Below are 20237 nucleotides of genomic sequence, written 5' to 3' on the forward strand. Positions count from 1 at the left end.
CATCCTAACCAACCTTCCCGAACGTCCATGCGCTACTAGAATTTTTGTAATATATAAAAAGAGGAGCGTCCTTTTACTACGATTTCTTTATGTTCATTCAAAAATTCGCACTCCACAACTATCGTTTTGGCGCCTTCATGAATAACCGTTCCTATCCCCACCAATACACTGCCCGCCGGTACGGGGCATATATAATTCATATTGATTTCCAACGTCGTTACCTGATCTCCCAACGTTCGTCCGGTGATTCCCATCAAACTGTCGCAAAAGGCGGCCAACACCCCGCCCGAAGCCTTACCGGCGGCATTGACAAAATGCGGTGCAATCGTAAATCGCAGTACAGCTTGCCCGCGTGTCAGCCGTACCACTTCAAACGGCAATTGTTGATAATACGGTGATTTATATTGCAATTCTTCCCGCAATCGCAAAAAAATCCGTTCTTGTTCACTAATCCTGCCCATTACCCCTCTCCTGTTACACCTCGTTTTTGTCCGTGACAAAAAAAGTTCCCCGTCCATGCGCTAAATACCGATCCCGATCATCATAAAAATCACAAAGACCCACCATCGTCGTACGCCCCTGATGAATCAAGGTGGCCACTGCCCGAATGCAAGTATCGGCCCAAGCCGGCGCCAAGTAATTCATCGCCAAATCCAAGGTGACCACCGGCTTACCCGCGGCTTCACAGGCTAAGGACATAGCCGAATCCGCCATGGCATATAAAATGCCCCCGTACATGGTTTGATTGGGATTATTCCAAGTCGTCCCCCGATTATGAAACACCAGTGTTACACTGTCTCCGGTCGCTTGCACGGCTTGAAAGTGTAAAAAAGAAGCAAATGGATTTTTTTAATTTTTCCATTTATTATATCAAGATTCACTTTCATAACGTGCCTCCCGTTTCCTATATAGACACTTATTTATTTTACTATAGGCAAAATAAAACGTCAACCATTCACTATCCCTGTTACGCATAAAAAAAGCCGCTATAAAACGGCTTTTTTCGACATGCCTGACCTGGTTTTTACCCCCACACCCGCCTGCCGGAATTTTCGCTCTTAGATATTCGAATCCCCCACTACTCATCCTCTCGCTTTTGCGGCAGGACTTACTTCTAGGCCGCACTATGATCAGAACGGTTTTCCGTCCCTTACGTGGATCGCTTCGCCTGCGACTGGCATCGACTTACAACCACAGACACATGTCATGTTGCTAATTATACGTAGAACGGCGCCCGCTTGTCAATACCTTCCCGTTCCCTGTTCAACGCAAAAAACGACTGAATACATAATTTCCGTAGGCCAATCCCAACGGGGTCAACGCACAGCCTTTTTCAGTCCGCTGCAGCAATCCCTGCTCGTATAATCGCCTCTCCGTCCGCCCGAATTGACTGCCGAACGACACCTGAAAACGCTGAAAAAAATCATCATAATCAATGCCGTCCCGCATCCGCAAGGCCAAAAAACAATAATCTTCCATGGCCCGCGCCGCCGCTATGCGGGTCTCCTCTTGTATGCGCCCGGAGGTCGTACAGGAACGGATATACTGCGGCAAACTGCGTACATTGCACCGGCGGGTTTGTCCGTCAAACGAATGGGCCGCCGCACCGAACCCGATATACGGCTCATACCGCCAATACTTGCAATTATGACGTGCACGATACCCCGGCTTGGCATAGGCGGAAATTTCATAATGTTCAAATCCCATTTGCCGCATCGTCCCATACAGATACTGCTGCATCGCCTCCACCTCCGCCGCATTGGCGACACGTTCTTTGCCGGCCTGTACACTGTGCCACAGCGGCGTATGTTCTTCCACCGTCAGCCGGTATATGGACACATGCGTCACGGGTAGGCGGGAAAGAGTCTGAATATCTTCCTTAAACGCTTGTAACGTTTGCCCCGGCAACCCGTACATCAAATCCAGAGAAATATTCGTAATCCCCGCCGCCGCCACCGCTTGCAGCGCTTCATACGCCTGCGCCGCCGTATGTAACCGCCCTAAAGACTGCAACAGCGCGTCATGAAAAGTTTGTACGCCCAACGATACGCGGTTGATGCCCAAGGCCGCCCACTTTTCACACTGCTCCCGCCGCAAACTTTCCGGATTGGCTTCCGCCGTAATTTCGGTCGCCGGCGCCAAAGAAAACACCTGTTGTACCGTGTGCAGCAACTTTTCCAGCAACGCCGTCGGCAAGACGGACGGCGTGCCGCCGCCGAAATATACCGTATCCGCCCGGGTATCGCCCGTATACGCCGATAGTTCCCGACAAACCGCCTCGACATACGCTTCATAATACGAAGAAACGCCGCTATAGGAAGGAAAATCGCAATAGCGGCATTTGCCGGTACAAAACGGAATATGGATATAAATGCCGATCACGATTCCTCCACCTTGAGCACCGCCATAAAGGCCTCTTGCGGAATTTCCACCGTACCGAATTGTTTCATCCGTTTTTTTCCTGCTTTTTGTTTTTCCAACAATTTTCGTTTTCGCGAAATATCCCCGCCGTAACATTTCGCCAAAACATCTTTGCGCAATGCCGCTACATTTTCCCGGGCAATAATTTTATTGCCCACAGCGGCCTGAATGGGGATTTGAAATAATTGCCGCGGAATTAAGCCGCGTAATTTTTCTACCAACGCCCGACCGCGCCGCGCCGCAAACTCACGATGCACAATCACGCTCAGGGCATCGACGGTTTCGCCGTTAATCAAAATATCCATTTTTACCATCGGTGACACTTGATACCCGTTTAACGCGTAATCTACCGATGCGTATCCCCGCGTAGCCGATTTCAACGTGTCAAAATAATCATATAAAATTTCACACAACGGTAAATTATATACCAAAGAAACCCGCGTTTCATCCAAATAATCCATCGTCACATACTGCCCGCGTCGATTTTGAGAAATTTCCATTACCGTGCCCACCATATCTTTCGGCACAATAATCGAGGTTTTTACCAGCGGTTCTTCAATGCGTTCAATCTTGCTCATGTCGGGCATGAGGGACGGATTATCGACGGTCACCATAGTGCCGTCCGTGCAGTATACATGATAGTTGACGGACGGCGCCGTAGTGATTAAAGACAGTCCGTATTCCCGTTCCAACCGTTCGCGAATCACGTCCATATGTAACAATCCCAAAAAGCCGCACCGAAATCCGAAACCCAACGCAGTTGACGTTTCCGGTTCAAACAGCAGCGCCGCATCATTGAGATGCAATTTTTCCAACGCATCCCGTAAGGCATCATATTCATTAGTTTCCAAGGGATACAATCCGCAATATACCATCGGTACCGCTTTGCGATACCCCGGCAGCGGCGTTTGCGCCGAGTGCGTCGCCGTCGTCACCGTATCTCCCACCCGGCAGTCCCGCACATTTTTCATGCCCGCCGCCAAATATCCTACACTGCCGCATTCCAAGGCGGCTACCTTATGCATTTGCGGTAAAAAGACCCCGGTTTCAATCACTTCAAATTCTTTTCCCGTGGCCATCATGCGTATTTTTTGTCCCGCCCGGAGGGTCCCTTCCATAATCCGAATGTTGGCAATCGCGCCTTTATAGGCATCAAAATGCGAATCGAAAATCAAGGCGCGCAACGGTTTCTGCGGCGCCTCTTCCGGCGCCGGTATATAGCGGACAATCGCTTCCAGCACATCATCAATTCCCTGACCCGTTTTGGCGCTGACTAAAATAGCATTTTCCGCATCCAAACCGATTACGTCTTCAATCTCCCGTCGCACCCGCTCCGGATCCGCACTCGGCAAATCAATTTTATTGATGATGGGAATAATTTCCAAGTCATGTTCCAGGGCCAAATACACATTGGCCAAGGTCTGCGCTTCCACGCCCTGCGTCGCATCGACAATCAGTAAGGCGCCTTCACAGGCCGCCAAACTGCGGGATACTTCATAATTAAAATCGACATGCCCGGGCGTATCGATCAAATTCAGCGTATACTGATGCCCGTCTTTTGCATCATATACCAAGCGGGCCGATTGCGCTTTAATCGTAATCCCCCGTTCTCGCTCCAAATCCATCGTATCCAATACTTGCTCTTCCATTTCCCGTTGCGAGACAGTTCCCGTTCGTTCCAACAAGCGGTCGGCTAATGTCGATTTGCCGTGATCGATATGGGCAATAATGGAAAAATTACGAATATATTTCGTCGCCACTGTCCTTCTCCTTTACTTAAACAATAATACCGCCGCCCAATACGCGCTCGCCCGTAGCCGCATCATATAACACCAGTGCCTGCCCGGCGGTAACCGCGCGTTGCGGGGTTACAAATTCCACCCGCATCCGGGCGCCGTCCGACACATGTACCCGACACGGTGCTTCTTTGGCGGCATAGCGAATTTTCCCCAAGGCGGAAAAATCCGTTTCAGGCGTTTCTTCCACCCATGTAACCTCCTGTACTTCAACCGCGGTTCGGAATAAATCCGCCGCGCCGCCGACAATGACCCGATTGTGCGGTACGTCCAGGGCCGTAACATAGTAAGGGCCGCCCGGTCCTCCTAAATGCAGGCCGCGCCGTTGTCCGACCGTATAGCAGGGAATGCCGGCATGCGTCCCGAGAACCCGCCCCTCTTTATCCACAAAATTTCCGGGAATAAAATGTTGCGGTGCCCGGCTGCGCAAAAATTTTTTATAATCATTGTCGGGAATAAAACAAATATCCTGACTTTCGGGCTTGTTAAATACCGGCAAATGCCATTCTTTCGCCAAGCGTCTGGTTTCCGTCTTCGTCAACTCGGCCATGGGAAACAGAATATGCGGCAACAGGTCCTGCTGTAACTGATACAATACATACGATTGATCTTTCCGCCGGTCCGCCCCGCGCAACAAGGAATACACCTTTCGTCGGGCATCATACACGATCCGTGCATAGTGGCCGGTAGCTAAAAAATCGGCGCCGAATTGTTGCGCCCGTTGCCATAACAATCCGAATTTTATCCATTTATTACAGGCAATACACGGATTCGGCGTTTTGCCGTCCTTATACGCCTGTATAAAATAGGTAATAACGTCTTGCGAAAATACGTCCCGAAAATCCAGCGTATAATGCGGAATTCCCAATACATCCGCCACCGCCTTGGCATCCTCCACGGCGGACAGGGAACAGCACGCATGAATATTTTCCGTGACTTCACACGTCGGCGGCGCCTCCCAAAGCCGCAACGTAATACCGATAACATCCAATCCCCGGCGTTGCAATAATCCGGCGGTAACGGAACTGTCCACGCCGCCGCTCATGGCTACGGCCACACATTGTTTCATAGTCTTTCTCCTTTATATATGCCGGTCGCCACCTTCTGTAACGCCGCAACAAAACGCCGAATATCATCGGCCGTAGTTTCTTTTCCCAAGGAAATCCGCAAACTTCCCCGCAACCATTTATCCGGCACGCCCATCGCCTGTAATACATGCGATGGGCGGACCGCCCCCGCCTCACAGGCGGAACCGGCCGACACGGCAATGCCCAAGCGGTCAAGCGCAATAAGCAGGACCGCACTGTCGGCTCCCGCCAAACTGATATTTATAATATGCGGCGCCGTATGATGGCGACTGCCGTTATATCGTATATCCCGCAAGTCCGGGGATGATAGCAGCGACTCATATAGCAGCGTGCGTAAAGCCGTTACCCGGCAAATCCGTGCGGGCCGTTCCTGTTCCAACAATTCCGCGGCCTTACCGAAGCCGACAATGGCCGCCACATTTTCCGTACCGGCCCGCAGGCGATGTTCCTGCGGACCGCCGTAAGTGTCCGGAGCCACCTGTATGCCCGGACCTATATATAGTGCGCCGACCCCCTTCGGTCCATAAATTTTATGACTGCATATGGTCAATAAATCAATTCCCGTATCTGCCGGGTGCCAAGCCCTATATCCATACGACTGTACGGCATCCACGTGAAAGGCGATGTGACGTTCCCGGGTCAGGGCGGCAATGGCCTCCACCGGCTGACATGCGCCGGTTTCATTATTGACAGCCATCACCGAAACCAGTACCGTATCCTGCCGCAAAGCCGCCGCCACGGCGTCGGCGGCAACTCTCCCGTCCGCCTGTACCGGCACCTGCGTTACCTCATATCCCTGCGTTGCCAAAAAATCAAACGTACGCAATACGGCATGATGTTCCACGGCGGTCGTAACGAGATGCCCGCCGTGCGGAAAATTGGCCCGCAAATATCCCAGAATTGCTAAATTATCCGCTTCCGTACCGCCGCCGGTAAAGACCATCCGCGTACTCGGCACCGCCAACGATGTCGCTATTTTTTCCCGACTGCGCTGCACGGCCGCCCGCGCTTGTTGGCCCCAATAATGCAGGCTCGACGGATTTCCGTACCGGGTCGTAAGATAAGGCATCATCGCCGCCAGCACGCGGCTGTCTAACGGCGTTGCCGCCGCATAATCCAAATACACCCGTTCCATCGACATTCTTCCTTTCTCAAGCTTTATCTATTATTATACCATAAACCGGTACCTGCTGACCGGTCCGGTGCTTCCGTGCCCTTCCTACCGTAAAAAAAGGCGAGTTGCCTTACAATGCGGCAACTCGCCTTGCAATGTTCGTATTTAGAATTTATACCCCATACCGACTTGTACACCGTGTACACTGTCATCATATCCGGCGGTCCGAATACGACTGCGTCGATATTGAAGATGCGCATCAATTCCCGGCAATACTTCATACCCTACACCTACAGTATACGAATTAATTTTATTGCCCACTCCGATACGGGCATATCCCTGCAAATGAAACGGCAACTGCATTTGTCCCTTCACGCCCCATTGATAGCCGTACGAATTTTTGCTGACCCCCGCTTTCTCCGCCTGTACATACGTACCGCCGGCAAACGCGGTCAACTGCTCATTGATATAATAATCGCCGGTCAATACATGTTCACTCACGCGATTACCCGTATTGCCGCGTACATAATTATTTTGATACTGTATGCCCCATTTCGGCGAAAGCACATACGTAACATCGCCGCCGGCAAAATGATGATTGGCGGCATGATTGCCTTCCTTTTGTTGCAATCCATAGTTGATATTCACCTTCAGATCGCCGGGTTGCGGCTGTTGTAACGGCGCCGCCATCGCCGGCGCGCCGAGCACCAGGCAGGCCATGATCGTACTCATAATACACTTTTTTTTCATACCTTGCACCTCCCATATAACGTATCCGTCTATTTATTCATATTATACCGAATATAGCTGCAAAATAAAAGTTTCCCGACAATCTTTAAAAACGAAATTTCCGCCGACTTTGTTCATACGCTTCCCACACCCGATCCACTGTAATCTGCCGCATACAATCGGGATCTTTAATCTTCGGATGGCGGGCATCCGCCCTGGCCGTAGGCGAGATGAGCACTTGAATATGTTGCTTGTCTCCGCCGTGATACGGAGCGCTTCGTGCAGCACCGGTTGTCCCGAATAACGCGATTAACGGCCGTTGCAACGCATTGGCCGCATGCAACGGTCCCGTATCGGCGCTGATAAACAGCGACGCGCCGCGAATGATCGCCATCATTTCCAAAATCGTCGTCTTGCCGATATAATCCCGCAAATAAGGAGAAGGAACCTCCCGGCGCAAATACTCGCCTTTCGGTCCGTCCGCTTTACTGCCCAATAACACGACGGGCATCCCTTGTGCCGTAATCCGCCGCAACAACTCCCGCCACTGCGGTAAGGGCCATTCTTTTAAGGCCCATCGGGCGCCGGGCACCGCCACGACATACGTTTCTCCTATGCCGTCTTGTTGCATGACCGCCGCCGTCGCCTGCGTCGCCGCCCCGAGATCGGGCAGGGGAAACGCTACCGTATCCGTCGTGCCGCCCAAGGCACGTACCGTATCCAAGTACCGTTCTACAAGATTGCCGTGACAATGAGGGCCGATCAACATTTTACTGACCAGCCGGCTGCCTTCCGCCAACTCGCCATACCCGACACGGCGAGTTGCCCCGCTGCACAACGCGACGACCGCACTTTTCGCCCACCCCTGCAAGTCCAGAGAAAGGTCAAAATGATACGAATGCAACCGCTTCCGCAAAGTATACCAATACGGCGGATACAACAATCGCCGTTCCTCCACACATACCATGTCGTCAATATACGGTTTTCCCGGCAACACCGGCTTGAATTGCGGATGAACGGCCCATACGATCCGCGCCTGCGGCCAATTTTTTCGCAATGCGTATAAGGTCGGTAACGTATGAATAATATCACCCAGGGAACTCATGCGAATGACCAATATATTTTTATAATCTTCCACTTTGTTTCCTTTCTTTCAATATATTTCGTACGAAATCCGCCAAAGAACCGCCGGTAAACAAATAACTGTCCACCCGGGCCCGTTTACCGCATTCTATATCACGAGGCGAATCCCCGATCAGAAACGACCGGCTCCGTTCAACAGCATAGTCTTTACACGCTTGTAACACCATACCGGGATTGGGTTTTCGCCAATCACTGTCATAATCATACGCTTTTATCGGTGCGCCGGGCAAATACGGACAATAATATACGGCAGTAATCCGGCTGCCGCACCGAACAGCTTCCACACTCAACCAGTGATGCAACCGCCGGACAGCCTCTTCCGTATAATACCCTCGCGCCACACCGCTCTGATTCGTGACGATAATAATAGTATACTCCCATTCCGTCAATATACGCAACGCCTCTTTCGCGCCTTCCTGCCATTGAAAGTCCGCAATACTGCCGACATATCCCGTATCTTTATTTAACACGCCGTCGCGATCTAAAAACGCCGCTTTTACGCTATATTGCACACACTTCTTCCTTTCTCCGTAAAAAAAGAAACAGTCTTACGAAAAGTTATTTCGAAAAACCGTTTCTCGCCGCTATTCCCCGGTTTTCACCCCATACACGGTACAAATCTTCGCAACCAGCGCACTAGTGGAATACCCTTCACAAAAGGGCATAATTTTGACTTCCTTCACATACGACCTGCCGGCTACTTCTTCCGGCGTATAGTCGCCCCCTTTTACTAAAATATCCGGTCGTAACACCGCCAATAATTGTTCCGGCGTATCTTCCGAAAATATAACCACTTCTTCCACACAAGACAAGGCATGCAGTAGTATAGCCCGATCTTCTTCGGACACCAACGGGCGTCGGTCCCCTTTCAATCGCCGTACGGAACTGTCCGCATTCAAGCCGACAACCAAATGATCGCCCTGCCCGGCGGCCTGCTGCAAATACCGAATATGTCCGCGATGCAACAAATCGAAACAGCCGTTCGTAAACACTACAGTTTCACCGACCGCCTGCCACTGCCTGATTTTTTTCGCTACCGCTTGCCAGGAACGCGTATGATAGGTATGCCAACGCCGGCCCTGCCGTTGTCGCCACAGTTGCAGCAAATCTTCCCGTCCGACGGGATGCGTGCCGACTTTTGAAACCACAATGCCTGCCGCCGTATTGGCCAATTGCAACCCTGCACGAATAGATAATTTCGCCCCGATTGCCGCCATAAACGAAGCTGCCGCCGTGTCTCCGGCGCCGGATACATCAAATACTTCTTGTGCCGTAGCCGGACTGTACCAACACTTACCGTCCCGCCGGACTACAGTAAGCCCCTTTTCCGACCGGGTAATCAAAAGATGCGCAAACTCATATCGTTCATGAATAGCCTTGGCCGCTCTGTATACCGCTTCCTGCGTATTGGCCACCGCCGTGCCCAAACAAATTCCCGTTTCTTTGACATTCGGCGTAACAAAATCGGCACCGTTATATTTTTCCCAGTTCGTGCCCTTCGGATCCGCCAACACCACAATATGCGCCGCCTTAGCCATCTTGATTAACGATTGTGTCAGCCGCGGCGACAATACGCCTTTGGCGTAATCCGAAAGTATTAAACCGTCCAATCCGTCGGCAATGCGTTGTTGTAACCACTGCAGAAAAAACGCTTCTTCCGCCGCCGTAATCGTCACGGTCCGTTCAAAATCCAAACGAATCATTTGCTGCCGATCTCCCAAGATACGCATCTTCGTCGTCATGGCGTGATGCGGTCGTTGCCATAATCCGCGATCGTCAATATGCGCCTTTTGCACCAGCGTCCGAAAAACGCGACCGTTTTCATCATCACCGATCAGCCCTGCCAAATATACCCGACATTCCAACCCGGCCAAATTCGCCGCCACATTCGCGGCGCCTCCCGGTACCGCCCGCGTTCGCGTCACCTTGTTGACCGGTACCGGCGCTTCCGGAGAAATGCGTTCCACCGTGCCGAACACATACCGATCCAACATAACATCCCCCATAACAGCGATGCGCAATCGACGTAATTGATGATTTAAAAAATTGTCAATATAGCTTCCTGTCATTTTTTACTCCGCTTAATTCATTTCTTATCCGTAAACGATTTATTTTCCATTAAATGTTTCAATTCCGCCATAAAACTGTCCAAATCGGCAAATTGTCGATAAACGGAGGCAAAGCGGATATACGCCACTTCATCCAGGGACCGCAATTCATTCAAGACAATTTCCCCGATTTTTTCACTCGTCACTTCCGTCAGTAATAAATTGCGAATTCTCCGTTCCACCGTAGTGACCACCTCTTCCAATTGTCGCCGCGTAACTTTACGCTTATTGCAGGCTCGCAAAAGCCCCGTAATAATTTTATTGCGATCGAACAATTCTCGGTCTCCGGTTCTTTTAATCACTACAATCGGCGCTTCTTCCAGCATTTCATACGTAGTAAAACGACGCCGACAGTGCTGACATTCCCGACGGCGCCGAATAGCTCTGCCGTCATCCGTAGTGCGCGAATCCGTCACCTTATTCTCATTACTTTTACAAAATGGACATATCATATGTATATCTCCCTCTCGTACGGCCTTCAAAAAAAGCGGACCCGCCGGGATCCGCTTTTTTCCTGTACCTATCTCATCCACGTCGGAATTTCCACATTCGTGGATCCTTGCGCCGTCCCTGTCTTGCCGCCTTTTTGACCGAAAGAAGGAATGGAGGAAGGTTCCTTACCGAAACCGGTTGCCACTACGGTAATTCGTATGGAATCTTCCATGTCCGGATCGATTACGGACCCGAAGATAATGTTGGCGTCAGGATCCACGGCTTCCGCTACTTTTTCCGCCGCTTCGTTGACTTCATACAAACTGATGTCCGGTCCGCCCGTAACATTAATCAGAATGCTTTGGGCACCGTCAATACTCGTTTCCAGCAACGCGCTGTGAATCGCGCTGTCTACCGCTTCGACCGCCCGATTTTCTCCGGAAGCGATGCCGATTCCCATGATCGCTTCTCCCTGATCGGACATAATCGTTTTCACATCCGCAAAATCCAAATTAATTAAACCGGTAGTAGTAATTAAATCCGAAATTCCCTGTACCCCCTGCCGCAATACATCATCGGCCACTAAAAACGCATCCTTGAGAGGGGTTTTTTTATCAATAATTTGCAACAACTTATCATTGGGAATCGTAATAATCGTATCCACTTTTTCTTTTAAATACGCCGCGCCTTTTTCCGCCTGTTCTTTCCGGCGCTTGCCTTCAAAAGCAAACGGCTTGGTAACCACCGCCACCGTCAAGGCGCCCAATTCCTTGGCACATTCCGCCACTACCGGAGCGGCGCCCGTACCCGTACCGCCGCCCATACCGGCCGTAACAAACACCATATCCGCACCTTGCAGGGCTTTAATAATTTCTTCCTTGCTTTCCAACGCAGCCTGTTCCCCTACTTGCGGATTGGCGCCGGCACCCAAACCGCGGGTCAATTTTTCACCGATCTGAATTTTTACGTCCGCCCCCGACACTTCCAGTACTTGGTCTTCCGTATTTACCGAGATGAACTGCACACCTTGCAAACCGCTTTCAATCATGCGATTCACGGCATTATTGCCGCCGCCGCCAACTCCGATTACTTTTATATTTGCAAACTCCGCCATTTGAAAATTCCTCCTTAAAGACCGCATCTATTTTGTGCAGATACTATTCTCTATTATTTTACACTATCTAGAAAAATTTATCTATATGAAATATAAAAATACGCCCTGCGAATACCGCTGTTTTTAATTTTTAATAATCGGCGCCGACGGATCCGTATCCACGTATTGCACGGCAATTCGTTGTTCGCCCGCCTGCCGCAACAATTCTCCCGTAATTTTCGCCCGCTCTTGCGGCGCATCGCCTTTACCCAAATGAATGGCCGTGCCGTCCCCCGTATAGGCGATAATATCTTGCGGATTCGCTACATTGACTTCCGTAATCCGCCCCTGAACGGACGCCGGCAACGCGTGCAAATATTGCAAGGCTCCCTGTACCGCCGCATCCGTCAACGTATCTCCCAGCAACACGGTATCCACTTTTTTGCCCGTAATAATCGGTACGGACGCCCCCTTTATTTGTGCTCCCGAAGCCATGATCATTCCCGTCGGATCCACATAAGCGAATCCGAACATGGTCATTACCACGGCAATCGGACGTCGTTCCGAAAGTTGCACGACAATCGTTGCCGGAAACCGTCGGCTTACGGACACTGTGCCGATCCGCAAATCTTCATGCAATCGTTTTTCCATTTGCGACGGTGACAATTGAATCACATTAATCGGCGCCCCTACGCCGGCCGCCCGATAAACATCCGCCGTCGTCAACTGTGAATTGCCTTGTATGGTCACCTTGCCGAACGGAACCGGGGCAATTCGCAAAATTCCCCAAATAATAAAAATCAGCAATACGATCGCCCACACACGCCGCGAACCGAATCGTCGCCGTCGCCCGCCGCTCCCTCTGCGCGGCGGGCGACGCCGCACACCGGGACGTCGCGGTCCGGGTGTCGCCGTGTTTTCCGGTACTGTCGGCACTGTCGGAGGAATAAATACCTCCGGCCGTTGTCCCGACGTACCGTACATATGGTTGTTTTGATAACGCTCTTGTCCGTCTCTTAATTTCCGTGTCATATACTTTCCCGCTTACTGCCCCGCTGCTTAAAATTTACCGGTACAGGCTTCTTGTAAAATTTTTTCGCATAAATCGGCAAAAGACATGCCCATTGCCCGGGCCGCATCGGGAACCAAACTGGTTTCCGTCATTCCCGGAACGGTATTTATTTCCAATACAAACGGGCGTCCCGCCGCATCCGTCATCATATCCACCCTCGCTACGCCGCTGGCATGGCAGAGATGAAATACTTGCAAAGCCAAGTCCTGCATCTGCCGAGTCGCCGTTTCCGTAAGCGGCGCCGGACAAAGATGTTTCGCAACTCCCGGCGTATATTTCGAATAATAATCATATTTTCCGGTATCGGAAACAATTTGAATGACCGGAAACGCCATATCGTCCATAACCGCCACCGTAAATTCGTCCCCGTCAATGAACTGTTCCGCAATAATCGAATTGCTGTAAGAAAACGCTTCCTTCACCGCTTCCGGCAAGGCGTCCGCTTCCCGCACAATAACCGTACCGATACTGGAACCTTGTCCGGCCGACTTAATCACGACCGGCAAGGAAAATTCCCGTTCTATAGCGGCAACAATTGCCGCCGGCGACTGTGCGGCAAAATAATACGCAAACGGCGCAGTGGGAATCCCGGCACCGGCAAACGCGCACTTGCTCATAACCTTATTCATGCCGACCGCACTGGCCATAACCCCCGGTCCGGTATAGGGAATCCCCGCCATTTCGCAAAATCCCTGCAAAACGCCGTCTTCCCCGTACCGTCCGTGCAGGGCATTGAACACTACGTCTATCTTTTTTTCCTGCAACGTCCGGGCCAGCATCGTCGGTACCAATTCCATAATTTCCGGCTTATACCCCTTCTCTTGCAGAGCCGCGGCCACGGCGGCTCCTGTTTTCCGGGAAATCGCCGCTTCCGTGGAAGGGCCGCCCACCATCACGGCAATGCGCATCTGTTCCGCATTCTTGCTCATTACATCCGTTCTCCCTTCGCCATCGTTATATACGCTTCGCCGATACGATAAATATCGCCGGCGCCCATCGTTAAAATTAAATCGTGCGGGCGGGCTTCTTTTTGTAAAAACGGCAGTATATCTTCTTTACGAGGAATATACACCGCCAATTTCCCCGTCTTTTCTTTAATCTTGTCGACAATCAGCCGCCCCGTCACGCCGGGCACGGGATCTTCATCCGCCCCGTAAATATCCGTCACTACCAGTATATCGGCGTTGGAAAACGCCGTGCCGAACTGCTCCAGCAACAATTGCGTACGCGAATAGCGATGCGGCTGAAACAGGCAAACCACGCGGTGCGTGCCCATATCTCCGGCGGCGGCCAACGTCGCTTTAATTTCCGTCGGATGATGGGCATAATCATCTACGACCCGAATCGTACCTACATACCCTTTTGTCTGAAATCTGCGTTTAGCCCCGTGAAAACGACATAACGCCGCGGCAATCTCCGCAAAAGGAAGACCGCAATGCAGAGAAACGGCAATCGTCGCCAAGGCATTCAGCACATTATGCCGCCCCGGTACTTGTAAACATACCGTCCCCAGCAATACCTGCCGCCGATATACATCAAAATAATGCTTTCCTTCTTTATAATGCAAATTTTTCGCCGTATATTCGGCATCTTCCGCAAACCCGTAAGAAATATACGTGCGTCCGACTTGAGAAGCCAAACGACGAATATGCTCATTGTCAAAGCACAAGACGGCCATTCCGTCCTGCGGATCCAGGCGTTGTATAAATTGCTTGAACGCCGCAATCACATGTGCCATCGACCCGTAATGATCCATATGATCCGCATCGATATTGGTCACGACGGCAATGGCGGGATGTTCTTTCAAAAACGTCCCGTCACTTTCATCCGCTTCCGCAATAACGTACGGCCCCGTTCCCAACGTCGAATTGCTGTGCAAATAATCCACTTCGCCGCCAATCACGATCGTAGGATGCAACCGCCCTTCTATAAATACCTGCCCCAACATGGAAGACGTAGTGGTTTTGCCGTGTGCACCGGCAACGGCAATCGCCTTGCCCCAACTCATAATATGCACCAACGCATCGGAGCGATGTAAAATAGGCAAATGCCGTTCTCTTGCCGCTTGCCATTCCGCATTGTCCGGATGAATGGCCGTAGAAACAATGACCGCTTCCGCATCGGCCAAATTTTCCGGGCGCTGGCCGATACAAATCCGGGCTCCCTGCCGTGCAAAACGCTCGGTAATCTCCGTTTGTTTACTATCCGAGCCGGAGACGATATAGCCTTTTTCAATAAAAATATTGGCAATAGCTCTCATCCCGGCGCCGCCAATCCCTATAAAATGAATTTTCTTTACTGTATTTAAGTCTACCACCGTCAATTACACTCCCCATACTGTTTTCCGCCATACGCAAGAGTTAATGCCAATTGAGCAATATCATGAGCGGCCTGCGGTTTTCCCAACGCCCTACCGGCCGCCGCCATGGCGGCTAATGCAGCTTTGTCTTCTTTTAAACGAACGATTTCTTCCAACAACTCTTTGCCGTTCAGCATTTTATCCAGAATCATTTTCGCCGCCCCGTGCATCACCAAATTTTGCGCATTATAACGCTGATGATCTTCCGCCGCGTACGGATAAGGAATCAAAATTGCCGGAACCCCCCGTACGGTCAATTCCGCCAAGCCGACCGCACCGGCACGATAGACGGCCAAATCGGCCGCCGCCAAAGCCGCCGGCATCGTATATAAGTAGGGAACAATCCTACTCCCCCGGCCGTAGCGACCGTCCGCGTCGATCCCCGGCAAAGCCGCCGCGACCCGTGCATATTCGTCTTCCCCGGTAACATGTATAATTTGAATATCATCCATATTTTTAAAATATTCATGCACCATAATCATCGCCGTATTGATGGAACGGGCCCCGCGACTGCCTCCGGCCGCCACCAGCGTAAATCGCCGCGCATCCAATCCCAAAATGCGCCGTCCTTCTTCTTTCGTCACCGTCAAGACCTCCCGGCGTACAGGATTGCCCGTATACACCAACTTCGATTTCGTATGAAACCGGGTCGCCGCCGCTTCATAGCCCAAGGCAATACGGCTGACAAAATGACTTAAAATCGTATTGGTTACCCCGGGAATCACATTCTGTTCCTGAATCAGTGTCGGAATCCCGCTTAAGCAAGCCGCCAGCAAGACGGGACCGCAAACAAAACCGCCCGTGCCGATAACCACGTGAGGATTAAATTTACGAATAATTTTTTTGGCCGCCACCAACCCGGCGACCGTTTTTCCCAAGGTCAGCAAATTCCGCAAAGAAATCTTTCGTTCCAACCCCCGCACATCCAGCGTGACAAACGGTATATTTTCTTTCGGAATCAACGTATTTTCCAAACCGCGTCGTGAACCTACATATAAAAACTCCGTCTCTTCCATTGCCGCAATGGCCCGTGCAATCGTAAGAGCCGGATAAATATGACCGCCCGTACCGCCTCCGGAAATAATGACTCGTCGCATATCGGTTCCTCCTCATTCCCCGTCCTACTCATTATATGGCATTTACAATGCCTTTAAATACACGTCCCCGTTGTTCATAATTATCATACATATCAAAGCTGGAGCAGGCCGGCGATAACACTACCTGTTGCGGCGGACGGGCCAGTTTGCGTGCCGTCATCACCGCTTTTTCCATATTATACCCTACGTTGCGAATATCGCGCACGCCGGCTTTTTTCGCCGCCGCCGCAAAGCGATCGGCACTTTCTCCCACCAGAATCAGCGTATCCACTTTTCGGGCCGCCAACTTCATAAACGCATCCAGCGGCGTCATTTTATCATGACCGCCGGCAATCAATATGAGGTGTCCCGAAAACGCTTCCAACGCTTTGATGGAAGCGTCCACATTCGTTCCTTTGGAATCGTTATAATAGGGAACGCCCTGCAACACGCGCACCTTTTCCAACCGATGTTCCACCCCGCGAAACCGTTTCAATACGGAGCGTATAACCGGCAGGGGTATGGCGACGGCCGTCGCCAACAGTACGGCGGCCAAACAATTTTGAATATTATGTGCGCCGAACAGTTGCAAATCCGAATCCCGGCAAATAAGCGTATCCGTCCCGTCGTGTCGTAACATTAATTGATGGTCCTTATAAAAAGCGCCTTCCGGCACTTCCCCCTGCGTAGAAAAAAATACGACCTTCCCTTTCCTGCGGGCCTGCATATTCCGCACCCGGTCATCATCATAATTCAAAACGGCCGTATCCGTCGCTTCCTGGTTGGAAAAAATTCGTTCTTTAGCCGCACTGTAGGCTTCCATCGTATGATGGCGATCCAAATGATCCGGCGTAATATTCAAAATTACTGCGCCGGCGGCATGCAAAGACGACGTCAATTCCAACTGAAAACTGGACAATTCCGCTACCGCCACGGCTTGCGGCGGTAAGTCCGTCACCGCTTGTGCCAGACCGACGCCGATATTGCCGCCCACCGCCGTTTGCCGTCCCGAAGCTTTGACCATTTCTCCCAGCAACGTAGTCGTCGTCGTTTTGCCGTTCGTACCGGTCACGGCCAAAATGGCGGCATCCGTCACCCGGCAGGCGACTTCCACTTCACTCCAAACGGGAATCCGCCGGCGCACCGCTTCCTGTAACAAAGGAATTTCAGGAGAAATCGCCGGCGACGGCACAATGATGTCCGCCCCGTCCAACAAGCCGCTATCCTGCGCTCCGAATAAAAACTCGACCCCTGCGGCACGCAACTCCGCAAACGGCGTTTGCGTCACATCCCGCGGCTGCGTATCGGCCAGCACGACCGTACCGCCATGTTTTACCAAGGCCATCGCGGCGGAACGTCCGCTAATGCCGCCGCCTATAACTACCGCACGTTTTCCTGAAAAATCCATGATACTCATCTGTCTGCACCCGCTTTACTTCCTATGCCTATCGACAACTCCACACGACAAAAATTGACAATACCGCCATAATAGCGGAAAAGATCCAAAAAACCGTCACCACTTTCACTTCACTCCAACCGGACAGTTCAAAATGGTGATGAATCGGACTCATTTTAAAAATTCGCACGCCTCTCGTTTTAAACGAAAGCACCTGTAAAATAACCGACAACGTTTCTATTACATATAAGGCGCCGATGAGCAGCAGCAACAACTCGGTTTTGGTCAAAATCGCCATCCCCGCCAAGGCGCCGCCCAACGCCAACGATCCCGTATCGCCCATGAACATGCGGGCGGGATGTTGATTAAAGAAAAGAAAGCCCAGGCAGGCGCCGGTCAACACGGCACTGAGAAGAGAAAAATGAATATACCCCAAAGCAATGGCAATGACCCCGTACGCCGCAAAAGTAATCGCGCAGGAACCGGCCGCCAGACCGTCCAACCCGTCCGTCAAATTCACGGCGTTGCCCGTACCTACGAGCATTAAAAAGACCACCACATAATACGCATATCCCAAATTCACATGCAGCGTCGTCCCGGGAATCCACAGGGTCGTGGGAACATGCAGGACCGTGTGCAATAAGAAACAAAAAATAACGGCCATAATAATTTGACACACAATCTTTTGCAGTGCCGTCAATCCCAAATTTCTCTTTTTCACCGCTTTTATGCGGTCATCCAAAAAGCCGATGGCCCCATGGCCTAAAAACAAAAACAATACCGAACCCTGACGCCAATCGCCCTCGCCGAACAACACCCGGCACAGCGCCATGGCAAGGACCACGGCGCCCAAAATAAGGAGTCCCCCCATGGTGGGCGTACCTTCCTTACTTTTATGACCGGCCGGTCCTTCCGGACGTTCCGACTGGCGAGCGCGAAATTTTTTCAACGCGCCGATCAGGGGCTTTCCGGCCGCCAAAGACACGGCCAAACTGATGAAAAACCCCCACCACAACGTATATACCATACTTTCTACATCCCTTCAAAATACGTCAGTATCTTTTCCATGGTAAAACCGCGCGATCCTTTCAACAAAACGACCGCCCCGGGTTCCAGCAGGTCCCGCAATACGGCCGCCCCCGCTTGATGATCCGAAACTCGATATACCGCTTTCATCCCCGCTTTTTCAGCGGCCTCGGCAATATAAGAAGCCGGCGTCCCCAACGTAATCAGGGCCGTAATAGAAGCGGCGGCGATTTTTTTCCCCAACAGTTCATGTTCGCGAACGGTCCAATCGCCCAATTCCAACATGCCTCCCAACACGGCAATTTTTTGTTCTTTTTTAACGGCCGCCAAAGTTTGTACGGCTTCTTCCATAGAAGCCGGATTGGCATTATACGCATCATTAATAAACGTATAGGGTCCTACATGCACCAATTCTTCCCGCATCGGCACCCCCGCATACGCCGCCAACCCCTTACACATCTGCGTTTCACTCAAGCCGAGAAGCCGCGCCGTCGCCACGGCGGCCAACGCATTATACACATGATGTTTGCCCAAAACGGGCACCGTCGCTCGGAAGGTTTGATCAAAGCACCGGCAAATGAACGACAACCCCTTGTCATCCGTCTGTATCTCGCCGGCCCGAACCGCCGCTCCGACGGACGTACCGTACCCGATGACCTTGCCGCGGCAGAGCTTCGCCATGGCCGCCACCCGCCAATCATCCTGATTTAAAACGGCCGTACCGGTCGCCGGCAAAGCCGCCGGCAATTCGCCTTTAGCCTTGGCAATATTTTCCTGCGACCCCAACAGCTCAATGTGACTTTTACCGACATTCGTCACGACGCCGATTGTCGGTTCGGCAATGGCCGCAAGTTCCGCAATCTGTCCCGGGCCGCGCATGCCCATTTCCACGACGCAGGCCTCATGTTCGGCGGTTAATCCCAATAAGGTTTTCGGCAAACCGATTTCATTATTAAAATTCTTTTCCGTCTGCCATACGCGCAACTTTTGCGACAACACGGACGCAATCATTTGTCGCGTCGACGTTTTTCCTACCGACCCCGTAACGGCAATCACCGGCAAGGCAAAGCGTCGGCGATGAAACCGCGCCAATGCTTGATACGCCCGCAGCGTATCGGGGACTGCGAACACCGGCACGGGCAAGGCGGCAAACGTTTCTTCGCGGGCCGCTACGACAACGCCCGCAGCCCCCTTTGCCACAGCCTGCAGGACAAAATCATGCCCGTCAAACCGTTCTCCTTTAAGGGCGACAAAAAGTCCCCCTTTTTGCAGCGAACGCGTATCCGTATATACTTGTAAAAACGTGCGGTTCCCTCCGGTCACCGGCGCAAGTAAACGGGCGCCGGTCGCCTGTTCCACTTCCTTTACCGTAAACGTCGCCATA

General features: G+C 51.6%; 19 protein-coding genes. All 19 read right to left on the reverse strand.

The annotated features are described in order from the left end of the window. Nucleotides 1–35: 35 nt before the first annotated feature. The 19 genes from HMPREF1039_RS04110 to HMPREF1039_RS04200 all read right to left on the reverse strand — a co-directional run bounded on the left by HMPREF1039_RS04110 (nucleotide 36) and on the right by HMPREF1039_RS04200 (nucleotide 20236). Nucleotides 36–461: a PaaI family thioesterase gene (locus HMPREF1039_RS04110; RefSeq protein WP_007391192.1), complete on the reverse strand. Its 426-nt coding sequence runs from the start codon at nucleotides 459–461 to the stop codon at nucleotides 36–38. 13 nt (nucleotides 462–474) lie between these two features. Next, entirely contained in the window at nucleotides 475–813 is a 339-nt protein-coding gene (locus HMPREF1039_RS04115) for a PaaI family thioesterase (RefSeq protein ID WP_235720031.1), read from the reverse strand. 450 nt (nucleotides 814–1263) lie between these two features. Beyond that, nucleotides 1264–2382, reverse strand: coding sequence for a radical SAM family heme chaperone HemW (gene hemW / locus HMPREF1039_RS04120; protein WP_007391185.1), 1119 nt, complete (start codon nucleotides 2380–2382; stop codon nucleotides 1264–1266). Then, entirely contained in the window at nucleotides 2379–4181 is a 1803-nt protein-coding gene (gene lepA, locus HMPREF1039_RS04125) for a translation elongation factor 4 (RefSeq protein ID WP_007391207.1), read from the reverse strand. The genes hemW and lepA overlap by 4 nt, the downstream gene beginning before the upstream one ends. 16 nt (nucleotides 4182–4197) lie before the next feature. After that, the gene (gene mnmA, locus HMPREF1039_RS04130) at nucleotides 4198–5286 is read right to left on the reverse strand and encodes a tRNA 2-thiouridine(34) synthase MnmA (RefSeq protein ID WP_007391202.1); all 1089 of its coding nucleotides are present in this window, start codon (nucleotides 5284–5286) and stop codon (nucleotides 4198–4200) included. Then, the gene (locus HMPREF1039_RS04135; RefSeq protein ID WP_007391201.1) at nucleotides 5283–6440 is read right to left on the reverse strand and encodes a cysteine desulfurase family protein; all 1158 of its coding nucleotides are present in this window, start codon (nucleotides 6438–6440) and stop codon (nucleotides 5283–5285) included. The genes mnmA and HMPREF1039_RS04135 overlap by 4 nt, the downstream gene beginning before the upstream one ends. A gap of 144 nt (nucleotides 6441–6584) precedes the next feature. Beyond that, nucleotides 6585–7169 carry an outer membrane beta-barrel protein gene (locus HMPREF1039_RS04140; protein WP_007391147.1) on the reverse strand — a complete coding sequence of 195 codons (585 nt, stop codon included), beginning with the start codon at nucleotides 7167–7169 and terminating at the stop codon, nucleotides 6585–6587. 85 nt (nucleotides 7170–7254) lie between these two features. After that, on the reverse strand, nucleotides 7255–8286 hold the full coding sequence (locus tag HMPREF1039_RS04145; RefSeq protein WP_007391144.1) for a glycosyltransferase family 9 protein: 1032 nt from the start codon (nucleotides 8284–8286) through the stop codon (nucleotides 7255–7257). Continuing rightward, on the reverse strand, nucleotides 8273–8803 hold the full coding sequence (locus HMPREF1039_RS04150) for a D-glycero-alpha-D-manno-heptose-1,7-bisphosphate 7-phosphatase (RefSeq protein ID WP_007391174.1): 531 nt from the start codon (nucleotides 8801–8803) through the stop codon (nucleotides 8273–8275). The genes HMPREF1039_RS04145 and HMPREF1039_RS04150 overlap by 14 nt, the downstream gene beginning before the upstream one ends. 72 nt (nucleotides 8804–8875) lie before the next feature. Beyond that, on the reverse strand, nucleotides 8876–10360 hold the full coding sequence (gene rfaE2, locus HMPREF1039_RS04155) for a D-glycero-beta-D-manno-heptose 1-phosphate adenylyltransferase (RefSeq protein ID WP_007391178.1): 1485 nt from the start codon (nucleotides 10358–10360) through the stop codon (nucleotides 8876–8878). A gap of 17 nt (nucleotides 10361–10377) precedes the next feature. Further along, entirely contained in the window at nucleotides 10378–10851 is a 474-nt protein-coding gene (gene nrdR / locus HMPREF1039_RS04160; protein ID WP_007391118.1) for a transcriptional regulator NrdR, read from the reverse strand. A 68-nt stretch (nucleotides 10852–10919) separates the two neighbouring features. After that, on the reverse strand, nucleotides 10920–11945 hold the full coding sequence (gene ftsZ, locus HMPREF1039_RS04165; RefSeq protein WP_007391109.1) for a cell division protein FtsZ: 1026 nt from the start codon (nucleotides 11943–11945) through the stop codon (nucleotides 10920–10922). Between the two features lie 123 nt (nucleotides 11946–12068). Further along, nucleotides 12069–12956, reverse strand: a complete 888-nt coding sequence (locus HMPREF1039_RS04170; RefSeq protein ID WP_007391160.1) for a cell division protein FtsQ/DivIB — start codon at nucleotides 12954–12956, stop codon at nucleotides 12069–12071. 27 nt (nucleotides 12957–12983) lie between these two features. Further along, nucleotides 12984–13925, reverse strand: a complete 942-nt coding sequence (locus tag HMPREF1039_RS04175; protein ID WP_007391203.1) for a D-alanine--D-alanine ligase family protein — start codon at nucleotides 13923–13925, stop codon at nucleotides 12984–12986. Continuing rightward, nucleotides 13925–15319 (reverse strand): UDP-N-acetylmuramate--L-alanine ligase, encoded by a 1395-nt coding sequence (gene murC / locus HMPREF1039_RS04180; protein WP_007391157.1) that lies wholly within the window; start codon nucleotides 15317–15319, stop codon nucleotides 13925–13927. Before murC ends, HMPREF1039_RS04175 begins: the two co-directional genes overlap by 1 nt. Continuing rightward, the gene (gene murG, locus HMPREF1039_RS04185) at nucleotides 15316–16452 is read right to left on the reverse strand and encodes an undecaprenyldiphospho-muramoylpentapeptide beta-N-acetylglucosaminyltransferase (protein ID WP_007391113.1); all 1137 of its coding nucleotides are present in this window, start codon (nucleotides 16450–16452) and stop codon (nucleotides 15316–15318) included. Before murG ends, murC begins: the two co-directional genes overlap by 4 nt. A 31-nt stretch (nucleotides 16453–16483) precedes the next feature. After that, entirely contained in the window at nucleotides 16484–17848 is a 1365-nt protein-coding gene (gene murD, locus HMPREF1039_RS04190; protein ID WP_083811856.1) for a UDP-N-acetylmuramoyl-L-alanine--D-glutamate ligase, read from the reverse strand. A gap of 28 nt (nucleotides 17849–17876) precedes the next feature. Beyond that, entirely contained in the window at nucleotides 17877–18854 is a 978-nt protein-coding gene (gene mraY / locus HMPREF1039_RS04195; RefSeq protein WP_007391137.1) for a phospho-N-acetylmuramoyl-pentapeptide-transferase, read from the reverse strand. Nucleotides 18855–18859: 5 nt separating this feature from the next. Next, nucleotides 18860–20236 (reverse strand): UDP-N-acetylmuramoyl-tripeptide--D-alanyl-D-alanine ligase, encoded by a 1377-nt coding sequence (locus HMPREF1039_RS04200; RefSeq protein WP_007391165.1) that lies wholly within the window; start codon nucleotides 20234–20236, stop codon nucleotides 18860–18862. Nucleotide 20237: the final 1 nt, after the last annotated feature.

This window comes from Megasphaera lornae, assembly GCF_000214495.1.
GTDB lineage: Bacteria > Bacillota > Negativicutes > Veillonellales > Megasphaeraceae > Megasphaera > Megasphaera lornae.

Bases quoted from the DNA above. Each gene is read 5' to 3' on its own strand.
- mnmA (WP_007391202.1), bottom strand. From the start codon at position 5,286: ATGAAACAATGTGTGGCCGTAGCCATGAGCGGCGGCGTGGACAGTTCC.
- HMPREF1039_RS04140 (WP_007391147.1), bottom strand. From the start codon at position 7,169: ATGAAAAAAAAGTGTATTATGAGTACGATCATGGCCTGCCTGGTGCTC.
- HMPREF1039_RS04200 (WP_007391165.1), bottom strand. From the start codon at position 20,236: ATGGCGACGTTTACGGTAAAGGAAGTGGAACAGGCGACCGGCGCCCGT.
- HMPREF1039_RS04135 (WP_007391201.1), bottom strand. From the start codon at position 6,440: ATGGAACGGGTGTATTTGGATTATGCGGCGGCAACGCCGTTAGACAGC.
- HMPREF1039_RS04170 (WP_007391160.1), bottom strand. From the start codon at position 12,956: ATGACACGGAAATTAAGAGACGGACAAGAGCGTTATCAAAACAACCAT.
- rfaE2 (WP_007391178.1), bottom strand. From the start codon at position 10,360: ATGACAGGAAGCTATATTGACAATTTTTTAAATCATCAATTACGTCGA.
- HMPREF1039_RS04175 (WP_007391203.1), bottom strand. From the start codon at position 13,925: ATGAGCAAGAATGCGGAACAGATGCGCATTGCCGTGATGGTGGGCGGC.
- nrdR (WP_007391118.1), bottom strand. From the start codon at position 10,851: ATGATATGTCCATTTTGTAAAAGTAATGAGAATAAGGTGACGGATTCG.
- HMPREF1039_RS04110 (WP_007391192.1), bottom strand. From the start codon at position 461: ATGGGCAGGATTAGTGAACAAGAACGGATTTTTTTGCGATTGCGGGAA.
- mraY (WP_007391137.1), bottom strand. From the start codon at position 18,854: ATGGTATATACGTTGTGGTGGGGGTTTTTCATCAGTTTGGCCGTGTCT.
- ftsZ (WP_007391109.1), bottom strand. From the start codon at position 11,945: ATGGCGGAGTTTGCAAATATAAAAGTAATCGGAGTTGGCGGCGGCGGC.
- murG (WP_007391113.1), bottom strand. From the start codon at position 16,452: ATGCGACGAGTCATTATTTCCGGAGGCGGTACGGGCGGTCATATTTAT.
- murD (WP_083811856.1), bottom strand. From the start codon at position 17,848: ATGAGTATCATGGATTTTTCAGGAAAACGTGCGGTAGTTATAGGCGGC.